Consider the following 16,320-nt stretch of genomic DNA (forward strand, 5'->3'; position numbering starts at 1 on the left):
GCTGCTGGCTGCGGTTTCGAACATGCGCATGGAGGGTCTCCGATACCGGAGGAATATCCGGTAAGCGCGATTTGGTGATTGTTGCGTTCTTACGCAATATTGTTGCTTGCATGCGTGGATGCGTTTCACGCAACTGTAACATTAGGAGGTCGCCATTGCCGGGGTTCAGCCGGCGGGACGTCTTCGCTTGTCCCATAGTGTATACCGGCGCGAGCCGAGCCCGTGACGAAGCTGGCAGCGGGACAAGCCGGGCTTCCGTATCACGTAGCATGGCGAGGCTTGTCAGACGCGCCGGACGCCTCTTTACTCCTACCATCGTAATCGGAGATCGTGATGCCCCGTCTGATGCCGTTCGTCGCCGCGCTTGCCATCGCGCTGCCGTCGCTCCCGCTCGCCGCCGCACCGGTCGCGGCGCCGCGGGTGTCGGTCGCGACCTTCGACCAGCTGCCGCAGCCCTTGCCGCTGCCCTATGATGCCGCCGCCAATGCCGAGGCCGCCGTCGCGGCGGCGAAGGCGCGGGCGCTGAAGGGGCACAGGAAGCTGCTGATCGATCTCGGCGGCAATTGGTGCCTCGATTGCCGGCTGCTCGCCGGCGTGATGCACCTGCCGGCGATGCACCGCTTCATCGGGCGCCATTATGAGGTGGTGACGGTGGATATCGGCCGGTTCGACAAGAATCTGGCGATCCCCGCGCGTTACGGGATCAAGGGGCGGCTGGCAGGCGTGCCGGCGCTGCTGATCGTCGATCCGAAGACCGACCGCGTGGTCAATGCCGGGCGCGAGACGGCGCTGGCGGACGCCCGCTCGCTGTCGCCGCAGGGGCTGGCGGACTGGCTGGCGCAATGGGTGTGATGCGCGACGTCTGATTTTACGTGCAGGCGCGTAGACGGTCGTGACCGTTTCCGCGCCTGCACGGGAATGTTTCCGCGATCAGGCGCCGAACACGCGGGCGAAGATCGTGTCGACGTGCTTGAGGTGATAGCCGAGGTCGAACTTCTCCTCGAGCTGGTCCGGGGAGAGCGCGGCGGTGACCTCCGGATCGGCCTTGAGCAGGTCGAGCAAGGACAGCTGGCCGTCCGATTCCCACACCTTCATCGCGTTGCGCTGGACGAGGCGATAGGAATCCTCGCGGCTGACGCCGGCCTGGGTGAGCGCGAGCAGCACGCGCTGCGAATGGACGAGGCCGCCCATCTTGTTGAGATTCTTGTCCATCCGCTCCGGATAGACGAGCAATTTGTCGATCACGCCGGTGAGGCGGGCAAGCGCGAAGTCGAGCGTGATCGTCGCGTCGGGGCCGATGTAGCGCTCGACCGAGGAATGCGAGATGTCGCGCTCGTGCCACAGTGCGACATTCTCGAGCGCCGGCGTCACATAGCCGCGGACCATGCGGGCGAGGCCGGTGAGGTTTTCGGTCAGGACGGGATTGCGCTTGTGCGGCATCGCCGACGACCCCTTCTGCCCGGGCGAGAAATACTCCTCGGCCTCAAGCACTTCGGTGCGCTGGAGGTGGCGGACCTCGGTCGCGAGCCGCTCGATCGAGCTGGCGATGACGCCGAGCGTCGCGAAGAACATCGCATGGCGATCGCGCGGGATGACCTGCGTCGAGACGGGCTCGACCGACAGGCCGAGCCTGGCGGCGACATGTTCCTCGACCGAGGGATCGATGTTGGCGAAGGTGCCGACCGCGCCCGAGATCGCGCAGGTGGCGATATCGGCACGCGCGGCGATCAGCCGCGTCTTGCAGCGGTCGAATTCGGCATAGGCCTGCGCCAGCTTGAGGCCGAAGGTGACGGGTTCGGCGTGGATGCCGTGGCTGCGGCCGATCGTCGGCGTCATCTTGTGCTCGATCGCGCGGCGCTTCAACACCGCGAGCAGGCGGTCGAGGTCGGCGAGCAGGATGTCGGATGCCTGGGCGAGCTGCACCGCGAGCGCGGTGTCGAGCACGTCGGACGAGGTCATGCCCTGGTGCATGAAGCGCGCCTGGTCGCCGACATTGTCCGCGACCCAAGTCAGGAAGGCGATGACGTCATGCTTGGTGACCGCCTCGATCGCGTCGATCGCGGCGACGTCGATCGCGGGACCGGTGTTCCACCACGCCCACAGCGCCTGCGCGGCCTCCTTCGGCACGACACCCAGGTCGGCGAGCGCGTCGGTGGCATGCGCCTCGATCTCGAACCAGATGCGGAAGCGGTTCTCCGGCGTCCAGATCGCGGACATCTCGGGGCGGGAATAGCGGGGGACCATGATGTTCCTTCGTCCTGATGGGCGCACGGCTCGTCGTGGCCGTTTCGGCACGACTCGCGGATTTCTGCGGGCGACGTAGCAGCGTGGCGGGCCGGTCACAAACCCGGCGGTGCGGAACCATTGCAACCAACAGATCATTCCCCATCTCAAGTAAGCGCGGCGGATGGCGTAATCGTTCGTCGCAAGGTTCATGAAGAACGATGGGAGACAAGCAATGCTGAAATATGCTCTTCTCGCCGGAGTGATGACGATCGCTGCACCGGCTCTGGCGCAGACCCAAACCAATACTGCACCGCAGACGACGACTGCTCCGGCGCAGGTGCCGGATGGTTCGCCGGTTGTCGACCCGCAGGTCTCGCCGGCGACGCCGATGGATTCGGCGCCGGTGACGACGACCGACGGCACCCCGACGCAGAGCGCCGCGACGGAGCCCGCCGCGGGCGGCGATCAGGTCGCGACGGTCGTCCAGACCGAATTCCCGACCTATGACGCCAACAAGGACGGCAAGCTCGAAAAGACCGAGTTCGCCAGCTGGATGGTCAAGCTGAAGCAGGCGAGCGATCCCAAGGCAAGCGCGACGAGCGCCGAAACCAAGTCCTGGGTCAACGCGGCCTTTGCGCAGGCGGACAAGGACAAGGACAAGTCGGTGACCCAGCCCGAGCTGGTCGGCTTCCTGAGCCAGGGTCAGTCCTGATCCCGGCGAAGAGATGAGACAGGGGCTGTCGGAGCGATCCGGCGGCCCCTGTCGCATGTCCGCCCGGGCGGATCAGATCAGCCCCTGCGCCTTCAGGCTGACATGGCCGTTGAGGCCCATGATGATATGGTCGTGCACCACGATCCCCATCGCCGCGCCGGCGGTGGCGATGGTGCGGGTGATGGCGATGTCGGCGCGGCTGGGGGAGGGATCGCCCGAGGGATGGTTGTGGACGAGGATGATCGCCGCCGAGCCGAGGTCGATCGCGCGGCGGATCACCTCGCGGACGTGGACGGCGGCCTGGTCGATCGACCCTTCGCTCATCACCTCGTCGCGGATCAGCATGTTGCGGGTGTTGAGATGGAGCACGCGGAACCGCTCGATCGCGTGATGCGCCATGTCGGCGCGCAGATAGTCGAGCAGCGCCTGCCAGTTGGCCAGCACCGGCCGCTCCGCCACCTCCGCCTTCAGCAGCCGGATCGCGATGGCATGGGCGATCTTGATCGCGGCGGCGGATTTGTCGCTGATCCCCTTCACGCGGGTGAGCGCGGCGGCGTCCGCGGTCAGCAAACCGCCGATCCCGCCGAATTCGCGCAGCAGCGCCTTGGCGATCGGTTTCGTGTCGATCCGCGGGATCGCCAGCATCAGCAGATATTCGATCAGTTCATGGTCGAGCAGCGCATCGCCGCCGCCGTCGAGCAGCCGGCCGCGCAGCCGCTCGCGATGCCCGGCGGTATCCTCCGGCAGCATCGGCACGATCGCGTCCGGCAAAAGCGGCAAGGTCGACATCGGACCCAAGTCTAGGGCCGGTCCAGAGCGGGCGCAATTGCGCCGGGGCGCCGCGTCCGGCTATGGTAGCGCGAATGGCCGAGGGCGTTGACCAGTCGAGCGATACGCCCCCCGCACGCCCGCGTCGCGGGCCGCGGCTGGGTCGCGTCCGCGTTCCGCTCGCCATCGCGCTGGTGGTGCTGATCGCGCTGATCGGCGTGTGGGGCGCGCGCAAGCCGATCGCGACGCGGGTCATCGACGGCGAATTGCGCAAGCGCGGCGTCGTCGCCCGCTATGACGTCGCCGATCTGGGGATCGGCCGGCAGCGGCTCACCAATGTGGTGATCGGCAATCCTGCGGCGCCCGATCTGGTGGCGGACTGGCTGGAGGCGGAGACGCGGGTCGGGCTGGACGGCGCCAGCGTCGTCGGGGTGCGCGCCGGGCATGTCCGGCTGCGTGGGCGGCTGGTCGGCGGGCAGTTGTCGCTCGGCGAACTCGACAAATTGATGCCGCCGCCATCGGGCAAGCCGTTCGCGCTGCCGGCGCTGCATGTCGATGTCGCGGATGCACGGATGCGGCTGGAGACACCGGCGGGGGTGATCGGGCTCAAGCTGGCCGGGACGGGGCGGCTCGACGACGGCTTCGCCGGCACGGTCGCCGCGGTCAGCGACCGGCTGGCGAGCGGCACTTGCGTCGCCACCGGGGTGCAGGCGGCGGTGCGGGTGACGATCGCCGATGCCGCGCCGCATGGCGCCGGGCCGGTGCGCGCCGCGCAGGGAGGCTGCGGCGGCGTGCGGGTCGCGCGGCCCGGGATCGATCTCGACGCGTGGCTGACCCCCGCGCTGACCGGCTGGCGCGGGTCGGCCCGCGTCGCGACCGGCGCGGTGCGCGGGGGCGGGGCGGGGATCGCCACCGCGCGCGGGACGATCGGGTTCGAGGGCAATGCAAGAACGACCGAGGGCGCGATCGACCTGAGCGCGACCGGCGGTGCCGCATCCGGCAATCGGGTCGAGCGGCTGGGCGTTCAGGGCCGCTACCGGATCGGGACCGAGCAGCTGTTCGCCGGCACCCTGAGCGTCGGCGGCGGCAGCGTCGCGCCGGCGCTGCTGACCGCGCTCGAGCAGCGCGGCGTCGGCGAGGGTACGCCGGTAGGGCCCCTTATTGCGACGGCGACGCGGGCGGCGCGACTGGCAGCGCAGCGGTTCGACGGCAGCGCGGCGCTGACCGCGCGACTGGCGGGCGACGCGGGGCAGGTGCGGGTGACGCGGGTCGATCTGTCCGCGGCGAGCGGCGCTCGGCTGCGCATCGCCGGGGGCAGCGGGCTGGCGCTGGCCTGGCCCGATGCGCGCGTCCGCATCGACACGCGGCTGGCGCTGTCGGGCGGCGGGCTGCCGGCGGTGACGCTGGCGCTGGCGCAGGCGCGGGTCGGCGCGCCGGTGCGGGGGCAGGGGGTGATGGCGCCATATGCCGCCGGATCGGCGCGACTGGCGCTGGCGGACCTGTCGTTCTCGGCGACGCCGGGCGGCGCGACGCGGATCGTCACGCAGGCGCGGCTGTCGGGACCGCTGGGCGACGGGCGCGTCGACGATCTGGTGGTGCCGCTCGACCTGCGCTGGAACGGCCGCGGCACGCTGATCGCCAATCCGGCCTGCACACCGCTGGCGATCGGGCGGCTGGCGGTGGCCGGGCTGACGCTCGATCCGTTGCGGACGACGCTGTGCCCGTCGGCGGGGGCGATGGTGACCCTTGCGAACGGGCGGCTGGGCGGCGGCGTGCGCCTGCCGGCGACCCGTCTGACGGGACGGCTCGGGCAGACGCCGCTGACGCTCGCGGCGAGCGGCGCGCAGCTGCGGCTGGGCGACCGGGGCTTCGTGCTGGAGGGCGTCGCGGCGCGGCTCGGCAGTCCGGAGCGGGTGACGCGGATCGACCTCGGCACGCTGACCGGACGGATTGCGGGCGGCGCGGTGGCGGGGACGTTCGCGGGCGGATCGGGGCAGATCGCCAACGTGCCGCTGCTGCTCGGCGCAGCGGCGGGCGACTGGTCGCTGCGCGGCGGCGTGGTCGCGCTGACCGCGGCGATGACGGTCGACGATGCCGCGCCCGACCCGCGTTTCCGCGCGCTGGCGGTGCGCGACGTCACCTTCCGCCTTGCCGATGGCGCGATCGCCGCGGCGGGGACGCTGTACGAACCGACGCGGAACGTGAAGGTCGCCGACGTCCGCATCGGCCATGCGCTCGCCTCGGGCAGCGGCACGGCCGATATCGCGGTGCCGGGGATCGCCTTCACCGAACAGTTCCAGCCAGAGCTGCTGACCCGCCTGACCGTCGGCGTCATCGCCGAGGTGCGCGGCAGCGTGACCGGCGCGGGGCATATCGGCTGGACCGCGCAGGGCGTCACCTCGACCGGGCAGTTCGCGACCAAGGATACCGCGCTCGCCGCCGCGGTCGGGCCGGTGAGCGGGATCACCACGAGCGTGCGCTTCACCGACCTGCTGGCGCTGGAAAGCGCGCCGGCGCAGGTTGCGACGATCGGCACGATCAACCCCGGCATCGCGGTGACCGACGGGACGATCACCTATCAGTTGCTCGCCGACCAGCGGGTGCAGATCGACAACGGGCGCTGGCCGTTCGCGGGCGGGACGATGACGCTGCTGCCGACGACGCTCGATTTCGCCGAATCCGGCGCGCGACGGATGACGTTCCGGCTCGACGGGGTGCAGGCGCGCCAGTTCCTTGGCCAGTTCGACTTCAAGAACCTCGACGCGACGGGCGTGTTCGACGGCGAGCTGCCGATGATCTTCGATGTCGAGGGCGGACGGATCGAGAACGGGCGGCTGGCGGTGCGGCAGGGCGGCGGGGCGATCGCCTATGTCGGCGACCTGACGCAGAAGGACCTGGGGATGTGGGGCAATATCGCCTTCCAGGCGCTGAAGTCGCTGCGCTATCGCAACCTGACGATCGGCATGAACGGACCGCTGGCGGGCGAGATGGTCACCGAAGTGCGCTTCGCCGGCGTGTCGCAGGGCGAGGGCGCGACGAGCAATTTCATCGTCCGCCGGCTGCAGAAGCTGCCGTTCGTGTTCAATATCCGCATCAAGGCGCCGTTCCGCGGCCTGCTCGATTCGGCGCAGTCCTTCTACGACCCCAGCCGGCTCATCAAACGCAACCTGCCGACGCTGCTGGAGCGGCAGAAGGCGACGCCCCTCATTCAGCCCCCCGCAAGCGGACAGGTGCCATGAACGAAACAGGATTGAACATGTCGGGACGAATCACGACCTTGGGATGGATGATGGGCATGGCCGGAATCGGGCTGGCGACGACGTTGGGCGGTTGCATCAACGTGTCGGCGCCGGACAAGCCGATCGAGATCAACCTCAACATCAGCGTCACGCAGGAAGTGGTCTATCGTCTCGACGGGGAAGCGAAGTCGCTGATCCAGCAGAATCCGGGGATTTTCTAAGATGAAGACGGTCATGATGATGTTCGCCGGCGCGGTGGCCCTCACCGGCCTGTCCGCCGCGGCGATGGCGCAGCGCGATCCGGCCTATGCCGCCGCGCGTGAGGCGAAGCAGGTCGGCGAGCAGCCCGACGGCTATCTGGGCGTGGTGAGCGGCGGGGCGGCGGTGCAGGCGATGGTCCGCGACATCAACATCAAGCGCAAGGCGGCCTATACCGCCAGCGCGCAGGCGAGCGGATCGACGGTGGAGCAATTCGCCTTCACCAGCGGCTGCAACCTCGTGGCCAAGGTCGGGCAGGGCGAGATGTACAAGACGCCGTCGGGCCAGTGGAAGGAGAACAGCGGCACGCCGGAGCTCGACGGGCGCTGCAAGTAACGCCCTGATCCGCCCCGCGCGGCGCGGGAACGGGGTGGTTGACACCCCGGCACCCCCCACCTAAACGGACCTCGCCTTGGCGGGATCGCTCGCCCTACGCGTTTTCTCCCCCGGCTGAACGATACAGGCGAGGATGGCGCGTGGCGGACGAGGATACCGGACGAGACTTCACCAGCGCGGACGATCCGCGGCTTTCCGCGCTCGACGAGCGGCTGAAGGAAGCCCGGCATCAGGAAGCGTTGCGGACGGGGCAGGGGGCGCCGACGGCTGATGCGGGATACTCGCTCGGCAATCGCGTGCTCGCCGCCCTGATCGGAAGCCTCGTCGGCAGTGCTCTGATCGGCTGGTGCATAGACCGCTGGTTCGGCACGACGCCCTGGGCACTGATCGTGATGCTGTTCCTCGGAATCGCCGTCGCGTTCAGGCAGATCATTCGGATTGCAGGCGAGCGCCCGGAATAACCGGGCGTTTGTCGTATCAGGGAGCGAAGGCCCAAGTGGCGGCAGAATCGGGCAGCAAGATCGATCCGATGCACCAGTTCCTGATCGAACCTTTGTTCGGTCGGCATTGGGTCGTCGCGGGTTACGACATCTCGTTCACCAACTCCGCGTTGTGGATGGTCATCACGCTTGTCAGCTTGTGGCTGTTCATGCTGGGTGGGATGAAGCGCGAGCTGGTTCCCGGCCGCTGGCAGGCTGCGGTGGAGGGGTTTACCGGCTTCGTCTCCAACATGCTGACGTCGAACATCGGGCCGCAGGGCAAGCGCTTCGTCCCCTATGTCTTCTCGCTGTTCATGTTCATCCTGTTCGCCAACATCTGGGGCCTGACCCCGGTCGGCGTCGTTCCGGGCTGGCATCCGTTCACGATCACCAGCCACCTGACCGTCACCGGCGTGCTGGCGATCATCAGCTTCTCGATCGTCCTGATCGTCGGCTTCGGCAAGCACGGCTTCCACTTCTTCAGCCTGTTCGTGCCGCACGGCACCCCGGCGCTGATGATCCCGCTGATCTTCGTCGTCGAGCTGATGAGCTTCCTGGTGCGCCCCTTTAGCCTCGGCCTGCGACTGTTCGTCGCGATGACCGCGGGGCATATCCTGCTCAAGGTGCTGGCGGCATTCGTCATCAGCGGCCTGAACCTCGGCATCGGTTACGGCCTGCTCGTGTCGCTGCCCAGCTTCCTGCTGATGATCGGCATCACGCTGCTCGAGCTGCTGGTCGCCGCGATCCAGGCCTATGTCTTTGCGCTGCTGACGAGCGTCTATCTGAACGACGCCGTCAACCTGCACTGAGTTTTCCTACGTTCCAACCAACTGAATTTGATACGGGAGTTTTGAAATGGACGCAGAAGCCGCCAAGATGATCGGTGCCGGTCTGGCCGCGATCGGCATGGGCCTCGCCTCGCTCGGCGTGGGCAACGTGTTCGCCAAGTTCCTCGAGGGCGCGCTGCGCAATCCGGGCGCCGCGGACAGCCAGCAGGGCCGCCTGTTCATCGGTTTCGCCGGTGCCGAGCTGCTCGGTCTGCTCGCCTTCGTGACGATGATCATCCTGCTGTTCGTCGCCTGACATCGGCCTGCGCCGGGCGTTCGCGCCCGGCACATGGTCGTGAACATCGCGCCAAGGTCTTCCCAAAGGGTCTCGATGCCTCAGATTTCGCAGATCGCCGCCACCTACGCCTCGCAGATCTTCTGGCTGCTCATCACCTTCGGCATCCTGTATTTCGGGATCGGCAAGATGATGGTGCCACGGGTCATCGCGACCGTGGACGCGCGTGAAGGCCAGATCGCGGCCGACCTCGCCGCGGCCGAACAGGCCCGCCTCTCCGCCGATACGGTGGAAGCGGCGTGGCGCCTGAAGATGGACGAGGCGCGCGCCGCCGCGCTCGCCGAAACCAGCGCCGCCAAGGTGCAGGCCGCCAAGGCGTCCGAGAGCCAGGTGAAGTCCGCGGATGCGGAACTCGCCGAGCGGCTGGCGCACCACGACCTCGCGGTCGGCAATGCCAAGGCCCATGCGATGCTCAACCTCCAGACCGTCGCCGCGGAAGTGGCGCAGGAGCTGGTGACCAAGGTGTCGGGCCTGACCGTCGGCATCGATGCCGCCGCGGACGCGGTGCGGAGGACCAACGCTCATGGCTAATCCAGCGAGCAACATCGTCGCGGCGAACCTGGCGGATGCCGCGTCGTCGGAAAGCCTGCAGCCGCGCGACGTGCGCGACGGCAGCCAACTGACCGCCAACGTGTCCGAACCGGGTGCCGAGCATGTCGCCGAGGCGACCGCGCTGGGCTTCAACACCACCGGCTGGGTCGGCATCGCCGCGCTGGTCGTGCTGGTCGGCATGCTGATCGTCAAGGTGCCGGCGAAGATCGCCGCGACGCTCGACAAGCAGATCGCCGGCGTGCGGGCGCAGCTCGACGAGGCCAAGGCGCTGCGGGCGCAGGCCGAGGCGCTGCGCGCCGAATATGAGGCGAAGGCGAAGGCCGCCGAGGCCGATGCCGCGACGATGCGCCAGCATGCGCAGCAGGAAGCCCACCAGATCATCGCCAAGGCGAAGCACGACGCGGAAGAGCTGATGGCCCGCCGCGCCAAACGCGCCGAGGACAAGATCGCCGCGGCCGAGCGCAACGCGATCGCCGAGGTCCGCGCGATCGCCGCCGACACCGCGGCGAAGGCGGCGGCGGTGCTGATCGCCGAGCATCACGATGCCAGCGCCGACAAGGCGATGATCGACCGTTCGATCTCGGGCCTGAACCGGCTGAACTGAACCCCGTTCCTCCCTGCTACGGGGAGGACGGTCGCCGGCCGGGCCGGCGTGGAGGGAACTCTCCACACGCGGCATCGTTTGCCGCAACTCCCCTTCGTCGGCGCCGGTGCGCTGCGCCTTCCCCGGGCCGGGGAGGATCGTCTTTCTGACAGCGTCTCTTCCCGGGTTTCCGGCGCTGTAGTGTCATCCGAGCCCGCTCTGGAGTCAGCTCCATGTCGTGGGTCATCCTCGCCGTCGCCGTGTTCACCGAAATCTGCTGGGCGTTGAGCCTGAAATGGGCGGCGACGCTGGCGACGTGGCAGGCGTCGAGCGTGCCGATCATCCTGTCGTTCGTGAACATGGGCCTGCTGGCGCTGGCGATGCGCGGCCTGCCGACCGGGACCGCCTATGCGGTGTGGACCGGCTGCGGCGCGGTCGGCGTCATCATCGGCGGCATGCTGCTGTTCGGCGACCGGGTGAGCGTGGTGCAGGCGGGCTTCATGGCGCTGACCGTGATCGGCATCGTCGGCACCAAGATGTTCGCGCAAGCCTGAGCTTTCCCGCGGCGACCGGCGTGCTACACAGGCGGCCGTCCGCCGCCCCGCGGACGCTGGGCGAGGTGATTGCGATGTCGATCCTGCTTTCCGTGTTGCTGATCGGCGGTCAGGCGCAATCGCCCTCCGCCGCGGCGACCGCCGCCGACCGGTTCGCGCTCGACCTGCCGGTGGACGACAGCGTCGCCGTGCCGGCCGAGCCGGTGCCCACGCCCTCGATCTCACCCCCACCCTCGATCTCGCCCTCGCCCGTGCCGGCCGAGCCGGTGATCGTTCCGCCCGCCGCGGCCGGCGGTTTTTCGCTCGACACGCCGATCGCGGCGCTGATCGCCGATCCGCGCGCGAAGGCGATCCTCGACCGTGACGTGCCGGGATTGAGCGAGGACGAGAATCTGCCGAAGTTCAAGGCGCTGTCGCTGCGCAAGCTGGCGCCGCTGAGCGGCGGGCAGATGTCCGCGGCGCTGCTGGAGAAGGTCGCGACCGATCTGGCGGCGATCGACGGGAGCGCGCCGCCACCCCCGAAGAAGGTCGAGGTGCGGCGGGCGCTGCCGAGCGGGCGCTGAGCCGGCGACAAAGCGTTAGCGACGCTGGCCCCTAGCCTGCACCTGCCGCGACTCCTACATGGCGGGGATGTCGTCCTACGGTCCGCCCGATCGATTCAACGAAGAACGCGCCACCTACACCGTCCGCGGGTCCGATACGCCGGATCTGGAGGCGGGGATCGCCGCGATCCGTAACGTGCTGCAAACGCTGCCGACGCGCTCCGGCGTCTACCGGATGCACGATGCCAAGGGCGACGTGCTGTACGTGGGCAAGGCGCGGTCGCTGAAGCAGCGCGTCGCCAATTACACGCAGGTCAAGGGGCTGACCAAACGGCTGCAGCGGATGATCGCGCAGACCCGGTCGATGACGATCGTCACCACCAACAACGAGGCAGAGGCGCTGCTGCTCGAGGCGCAGCTCATCAAGCGCTACCGGCCCGCGTACAATGTGCTGCTGCGCGACGACAAGTCGTTCCCGTTCATCCTGTTGCGCGGCGACCATGATTTCCCGCGGGTGCAGAAACACCGCGGTGCGCGGCGCGCGGCCGGGAATTACTACGGCCCGTTCGCCAGCGCGGGCAGCGTCAACAACACGCTGAATGCCTTGCAGAAGCTGTTCCTGCTGCGGTCGTGCACCGACGGTTTCTTCAAGACGCGCGACCGGCCGTGCCTGCTCTACCAGATCAAGCGCTGTTCGGCGCCCTGCGTCGGCCGGGTGAGCAAGGACGAGTATAAGGAGCTGGTCGACGATTGCCGCGACTTTTTGGGCGGCAAGTCGACCAAGGTGCAGGCGAAGCTCGGCGCGCAGATGCAGGCCGCGGCGGAGAATATGGATTTCGAACTGGCCGCGCTGCTGCGCGACCGGCTGAAGGCGCTCACCTTCGTTCAGGGGTCGCAGGCGATCAACGCGGAGGGGGTCGGCGATGCCGACGTCTTCGCGCTGGCGTGCAAGGACGGGACAATGGGCATCCAGGCGTTCTTCATCCGCGGTGGCCAGAACTGGGGGCATCGCAGCTTCTTCCCGCAGCATACCAACGAGGTGCCGGAGGACGAGGTGCTGGCGAGCTTCCTCACCCAATTCTACGAGGAGGTGCCGCCGCCCAAGACGATCCTGCTCGACCGCGACCTCAACGAAGGCGCGCTGCTCGGCGAGGCGCTGGGCGAGCGCGCCGGCTACAAGGTGGCGCTGTCGGTGCCGCAGCGCGGCGACCGCCGCCGGCTGATGGAGCAGGCGAAGCGCAACGCGATCGAGGCGCTGGAACGGCGGCTGGCGGAGAGCACGACGCAGGCGCGGCTGCTGCGCGAGGTCGCCGACCTGTTCGACCTGCCCGAGCCGCCTGACCGGATCGAGGTCTATGACAACAGCCATATCCAGGGGACCAATGCGCTCGGCGCGATGGTCGTCGCCGGGCCGGAGGGGTTCCGCAAGGGCCAGTATCGCAAGTTCAACATCAAGGGGAACGAGGCGGCGACCGATAGCGACGTCGGCATGATGCGCGAGGTGTTCCGCCGCCGCTTCGCCCGCCAGCTGGACGAGGCACCCGATCGCGATGACGGTACGTGGCCCGACCTGGTGCTGATCGACGGCGGCAAGCCGCAGCTGAACGCTGCGAAGGCGGTGCTGGAGGATCTGGGCATTGAGGACGTCTGCATGGTCGGCGTCGCCAAGGGGCCGCATCACGGCCGCGACGGGCGCGAGGTGTTCCACATGCTCGACGGGCGTGAGTTCCAGCTGCCGGTCAACGCGCCGGTGCTCTTCTACCTCCAGCGGCTGCGCGACGAGGTGCACCGCTTCGCGATCGGCGCGCACCGTGACAAAAGGTCGAAAGCCATTGGTGCCAGTCCCTTGGACGAAGTTCCCGGCATCGGTCCGGCCCGCAAGAAGGCGCTGCTGATGCATTTCGGCACCGGCCGCGCGGTGCGCAACGCCAGTCTGGAAGACCTGAAGAAGGCGCCGGGCGTGTCGGCGGGGGTCGCGCAGCAGGTCTACGACTTCTATCACGCGCGCTAAATCCCGCAGATCTCCGCCGTTTCTCCATTGTCGCTGCACTGCTGGTCGCTAGACTGGTCGCAGTACAGGGGGACAGTGTAGAAATGACGACGCGGCGGCTCGCGCTTTTGGCGCTGTTCGGTTCCACCAGCTGGGCGGCGCATGCCGCGGACAAGGTCGTCTATCAGCCCGCACCCGCCTGGGTGAAGCCGGCGCCGGCGATCGATACCGCGGCGATCACGCCCGATTCGCCGGTCCTGCTGCTGCTCGACAACCAGCAGCGGCTGGAGGGCGGCGAGGTCTGGCAATATTCCGACATCGCCTCGCGGATCGCGACGACGGAAATGCTGGGGCAGGCGGGCACGGTGACGCTGCAATGGCAGCCGGCGGCGGGCGACCTGATCGTCCATCGCGCCGAGATCGTGCGCGGCGCCGAGCACATCGACCTGCTCAAATCGGGCAAGGCGTTCGACGTCCTGCGCCGCGAACGGCAGCTGGAACAGCGCCAGCTCGACGGCATGCTGACCGCGACGATGGCGGTGGAGGGACTGCGCGTCGGCGACGTGCTGCGCGTCACCTCGTCGATCACGCGCAAGGATGCGGTGCTGAAGGGGCAGGTGCAGGGCTTTCAGGGCCTGCCCGCCGCGCCGCTGAAGATCGGTTATGCCCGCACGCGGCTGTTGTGGCCGGCCGCCGACCCGGTGCGCTGGCGCTTCTACGCCGATGCGGCGAGGCCGGTGGAGACGACCGTCGGCGGCTATCGCGAGATCACGATCCCGCTGCCGCTCGCGAAACAGCCCGACCTGCCGAACGATGTTCCGGCGCGATTCCGCAAGCTCACCGTGCTGGAGGCGACCAGCTTCGCCGACTGGGCCGGCGTGTCGAAGGTGATGGCGCCGCTCTATGCCACCGACGGCGTGATCGCGCCGGACAGCCCGCTGGCGGCGGAGCTGGCGAAGATCAAGGCGGCGGACGCCGACCCGATGGTGCGGACCGCGGCGGCGCTGCGGCTGGTGCAGGAACAGGTACGCTATCTGTTCAACGGCATGGATCAGGGCAATTACCAGCCGCAGAGCCCGGCGCAGACCTGGGCGTTGCGCTATGGCGATTGCAAGGCGAAGACGCTGATGCTGCTCGCGCTGCTGCGCGCGCTGGACATCGCGGCCGAACCGGTGCTGGCGAACAGCACGCTGGGCGATCTGGTGCCGGAGCGGTTGCCGACGCCGGGCGCGTTCGACCATATTCTGGTGAAGGCGACCGTCGCGAGCGAGACGCTGTGGCTCGACGGCACCGATTCGGGCGCGCGGCTGGCCGATCTGCGCGACGTGCCGAATTTCGGCTGGGTGCTGCCGGTGCGGGCGGATGGCGCGGCGCTGGTCGCGATGCCGAAGCGCCCGCATGCGCGGCCCGACGTCGAGGCGGCGATCGATCTGGACGAGACCGCGGGGGTCGGCCTGCCCGCGCCGGTGACCGCGACGGTGACGCTGCGCGGGCGGCTGGCGCAGGTGATCCAGGCGGCGCAGGCGCAGGCGAGCACGGACGAGCTCAAGGCGATGGCGGTCAAGATGAGCGAGGGGCTGGTCGGCAACGCCACCGTCGTCGACCGCAAGCTCGGCTTCGACCCGGTCACCGGCACGGCGACGGTCAGGATCACCGGCGTCGCCTATCCAGACTGGACGCGCACCGACCAGCGGTTCCGCAGCGTGATCGACAAGGTGATCGGCCAGATGACCTTCGAGCCCGATCGGACCCGCACCGCCTGGGCCGCGCTGCCGGTATCGACCGGCGACAACGCGCATTATCGCGCGGTGACGCGCATCCGCCTGCCCGATGGCGGCAAGGGCTATACGCTGGAGGGCGACCGGAGCTTCGCCAGGCCGATGGCCGGCGTCACGCTGATCCGCAGCGTGCGCCAGGAGGGCGGCGTGGTGACGCTGGACGACAGCAGCATTTCGACCGGCATCGAACTGCCCGCGGCGGAGATCGCGGCCAACCGCGCCGCGATCGCGGCGGCGAAGAATCGCCTGCTGACCATCGTCGCGCCGGCCGATCTGCCCGGCCAGTCCGCGCGGATCGACGCGGTGAAGCGCGCGGGCGGTTTCGCCGCGATGACGGCGCTGTACGATCGTGGCGTCGCCGACGCGCCGGGGGAGGCGACCGCCTATACCAACCGCGCATGGTTCTGGGAGGAGATCTACGACCGGCCCAGGGCGATCGCCGACATCGGCCGCGCGATCGCGATCACGCCGGACGTCGGCAGTTACGCCTGGCGCGCACGATTGTATCAGGAGGGCGGCGACCGGGACAAGGCGCTGGCCGACCTGATCGCGGCGCAGGCCCTCGATCCGTCGTCCGACGTCATCGTGCGCCAGCTGGCGTTGCTACGCGCCGAGCGCGGCGAGAAGGATGCGGCGCTCGACCTCGTCCAGTCGCGGATCGACGCCGGCGGCAAGAGCAAGGCGGCGATGATCGCGCTGAAGGCGGAGGTGCTGGCGCAAACCGGCGACCGGGATGCCGCGATCCTCGCGAGCGACCAGGCGGTGGCGGCGAGCCCCGGCAATCCGCAGATGCTCAACAACCGGTGCTGGATCAAGGGGACGCTGAACGTCGCGCTCGACACCGCGCTGAAGGATTGCACGCGGTCGATCGAGCTGAGCGATTCGACGGTCGCCGCGCTCGATAGCCGGGCGATGGTGTTCTACCGGCTCAACCGGATGGACGATGCGCTCGCCGATCTGGGGGCGGCGCTGGACATCGATCCCGATCAGGCGGCGAGCCTGTACATGCGCGGGATCATCCTCGGCAAGCAGGGCAAGCCGGAGGGGGCGCGCGACCTGATCGCCGCCCGCGCGATGCGCCCGCGGATCGACGACGACTACAAGCGCTACGGCATCGTGCCGTGACCGCCGCCGGGATCGGCCGAGGGCCCTAGGGCCTAGCTATTTGTTCACCGACCCGC

General features: G+C 68.8%; 16 protein-coding genes. 14 read left to right on the forward strand and 2 right to left on the reverse strand.

From position 1 onward, the window contains the following. Window positions 1-333: 333 nt before the first annotated feature. A complete protein-coding gene (locus AC1RTO_RS09035; RefSeq protein WP_493160542.1) occupies window positions 334-852 on the forward strand; it encodes a thioredoxin family protein in 519 nt (172 codons plus the stop codon). Between the two features lie 78 nt (window positions 853-930). Here the strand turns inward: AC1RTO_RS09035 and purB are convergent, their stop codons facing one another. Beyond that, the gene (gene purB, locus AC1RTO_RS09040) at window positions 931-2,244 is read right to left on the reverse strand and encodes an adenylosuccinate lyase (protein ID WP_493160543.1); all 1,314 of its coding nucleotides are present in this window, start codon (window positions 2,242-2,244) and stop codon (window positions 931-933) included. A gap of 214 nt (window positions 2,245-2,458) precedes the next feature. Here purB and AC1RTO_RS09045 point away from each other — a divergent pair, with 214 nt between their 5' ends. After that, window positions 2,459-2,938 (forward strand): EF-hand domain-containing protein, encoded by a 480-nt coding sequence (locus tag AC1RTO_RS09045; RefSeq protein ID WP_493160544.1) that lies wholly within the window; start codon window positions 2,459-2,461, stop codon window positions 2,936-2,938. A 72-nt stretch (window positions 2,939-3,010) separates the two neighbouring features. Here the strand turns inward: AC1RTO_RS09045 and radC are convergent, their stop codons facing one another. Beyond that, window positions 3,011-3,727 carry a RadC family protein gene (gene radC / locus AC1RTO_RS09050; RefSeq protein ID WP_493160545.1) on the reverse strand — a complete coding sequence of 239 codons (717 nt, stop codon included), beginning with the start codon at window positions 3,725-3,727 and terminating at the stop codon, window positions 3,011-3,013. 74 nt (window positions 3,728-3,801) lie between these two features. Between radC and AC1RTO_RS09055 the strand changes: the two genes are divergently transcribed. From AC1RTO_RS09055 to AC1RTO_RS09110, 12 genes are all read left to right on the forward strand, one after another. Beyond that, window positions 3,802-6,945, forward strand: coding sequence for an intermembrane phospholipid transport YdbH family protein (locus tag AC1RTO_RS09055; protein WP_493160546.1), 3,144 nt, complete (start codon window positions 3,802-3,804; stop codon window positions 6,943-6,945). 47 nt (window positions 6,946-6,992) lie between these two features. After that, complete coding sequence (locus AC1RTO_RS09060) at window positions 6,993-7,166, forward strand: YnbE family lipoprotein (RefSeq protein WP_493160832.1); 174 nt, start codon at window positions 6,993-6,995, stop codon at window positions 7,164-7,166. 1 nt (window position 7,167) lies between these two features. Beyond that, the gene (locus tag AC1RTO_RS09065; protein WP_493160547.1) at window positions 7,168-7,539 is read left to right on the forward strand and encodes a YdbL family probable chaperone protein; all 372 of its coding nucleotides are present in this window, start codon (window positions 7,168-7,170) and stop codon (window positions 7,537-7,539) included. 140 nt (window positions 7,540-7,679) lie between these two features. Next, on the forward strand, window positions 7,680-8,000 hold the full coding sequence (locus AC1RTO_RS09070) for an AtpZ/AtpI family protein (protein WP_293874676.1): 321 nt from the start codon (window positions 7,680-7,682) through the stop codon (window positions 7,998-8,000). Window positions 8,001-8,035: 35 nt separating this feature from the next. After that, complete coding sequence (locus tag AC1RTO_RS09075; protein WP_262827498.1) at window positions 8,036-8,827, forward strand: F0F1 ATP synthase subunit A; 792 nt, start codon at window positions 8,036-8,038, stop codon at window positions 8,825-8,827. Between the two features lie 46 nt (window positions 8,828-8,873). After that, entirely contained in the window at window positions 8,874-9,101 is a 228-nt protein-coding gene (locus AC1RTO_RS09080) for a F0F1 ATP synthase subunit C (protein ID WP_038662560.1), read from the forward strand. 75 nt (window positions 9,102-9,176) lie between these two features. Then, window positions 9,177-9,671 (forward strand): F0F1 ATP synthase subunit B family protein, encoded by a 495-nt coding sequence (locus AC1RTO_RS09085; protein ID WP_293874673.1) that lies wholly within the window; start codon window positions 9,177-9,179, stop codon window positions 9,669-9,671. Then, window positions 9,664-10,296, forward strand: coding sequence for a F0F1 ATP synthase subunit B family protein (locus AC1RTO_RS09090; RefSeq protein WP_493160548.1), 633 nt, complete (start codon window positions 9,664-9,666; stop codon window positions 10,294-10,296). Before AC1RTO_RS09085 ends, AC1RTO_RS09090 begins: the two co-directional genes overlap by 8 nt. 212 nt (window positions 10,297-10,508) lie before the next feature. Continuing rightward, a complete protein-coding gene (locus AC1RTO_RS09095) occupies window positions 10,509-10,829 on the forward strand; it encodes a DMT family transporter (RefSeq protein WP_493160549.1) in 321 nt (106 codons plus the stop codon). A 74-nt stretch (window positions 10,830-10,903) separates the two neighbouring features. Beyond that, window positions 10,904-11,392 (forward strand): hypothetical protein, encoded by a 489-nt coding sequence (locus tag AC1RTO_RS09100; protein WP_493160550.1) that lies wholly within the window; start codon window positions 10,904-10,906, stop codon window positions 11,390-11,392. A 67-nt stretch (window positions 11,393-11,459) separates the two neighbouring features. Continuing rightward, entirely contained in the window at window positions 11,460-13,382 is a 1,923-nt protein-coding gene (gene uvrC / locus AC1RTO_RS09105; RefSeq protein WP_493160551.1) for an excinuclease ABC subunit UvrC, read from the forward strand. An 83-nt stretch (window positions 13,383-13,465) separates the two neighbouring features. Further along, on the forward strand, window positions 13,466-16,264 hold the full coding sequence (locus AC1RTO_RS09110) for a DUF3857 domain-containing protein (RefSeq protein WP_493160552.1): 2,799 nt from the start codon (window positions 13,466-13,468) through the stop codon (window positions 16,262-16,264). The last annotated feature ends 56 nt before the right edge of the window (window positions 16,265-16,320 follow it).

The organism is Sphingomonas sp. GW821-FHT10F09, from assembly GCF_058809195.1.

Excerpts from the sequence above, each read along its gene's own strand:
- AC1RTO_RS09035 (WP_493160542.1), top strand. The coding sequence starts at position 334 with ATGCCCCGTCTGATGCCGTTCGTCGCCGCGCTTGCCATCGCGCTGCCG.
- purB (WP_493160543.1), bottom strand. The coding sequence starts at position 2,244 with ATGGTCCCCCGCTATTCCCGCCCCGAGATGTCCGCGATCTGGACGCCG.
- AC1RTO_RS09045 (WP_493160544.1), top strand. The coding sequence starts at position 2,459 with ATGCTGAAATATGCTCTTCTCGCCGGAGTGATGACGATCGCTGCACCG.
- radC (WP_493160545.1), bottom strand. The coding sequence starts at position 3,727 with ATGTCGACCTTGCCGCTTTTGCCGGACGCGATCGTGCCGATGCTGCCG.
- AC1RTO_RS09055 (WP_493160546.1), top strand. The coding sequence starts at position 3,802 with ATGGCCGAGGGCGTTGACCAGTCGAGCGATACGCCCCCCGCACGCCCG.
- AC1RTO_RS09060 (WP_493160832.1), top strand. The coding sequence starts at position 6,993 with ATGATGGGCATGGCCGGAATCGGGCTGGCGACGACGTTGGGCGGTTGC.
- AC1RTO_RS09065 (WP_493160547.1), top strand. The coding sequence starts at position 7,168 with ATGAAGACGGTCATGATGATGTTCGCCGGCGCGGTGGCCCTCACCGGC.
- AC1RTO_RS09080 (WP_038662560.1), top strand. The coding sequence starts at position 8,874 with ATGGACGCAGAAGCCGCCAAGATGATCGGTGCCGGTCTGGCCGCGATC.
- AC1RTO_RS09085 (WP_293874673.1), top strand. The coding sequence starts at position 9,177 with ATGCCTCAGATTTCGCAGATCGCCGCCACCTACGCCTCGCAGATCTTC.
- AC1RTO_RS09090 (WP_493160548.1), top strand. The coding sequence starts at position 9,664 with ATGGCTAATCCAGCGAGCAACATCGTCGCGGCGAACCTGGCGGATGCC.
- AC1RTO_RS09095 (WP_493160549.1), top strand. The coding sequence starts at position 10,509 with ATGTCGTGGGTCATCCTCGCCGTCGCCGTGTTCACCGAAATCTGCTGG.
- AC1RTO_RS09100 (WP_493160550.1), top strand. The coding sequence starts at position 10,904 with ATGTCGATCCTGCTTTCCGTGTTGCTGATCGGCGGTCAGGCGCAATCG.
- uvrC (WP_493160551.1), top strand. The coding sequence starts at position 11,460 with ATGTCGTCCTACGGTCCGCCCGATCGATTCAACGAAGAACGCGCCACC.
- AC1RTO_RS09110 (WP_493160552.1), top strand. The coding sequence starts at position 13,466 with ATGACGACGCGGCGGCTCGCGCTTTTGGCGCTGTTCGGTTCCACCAGC.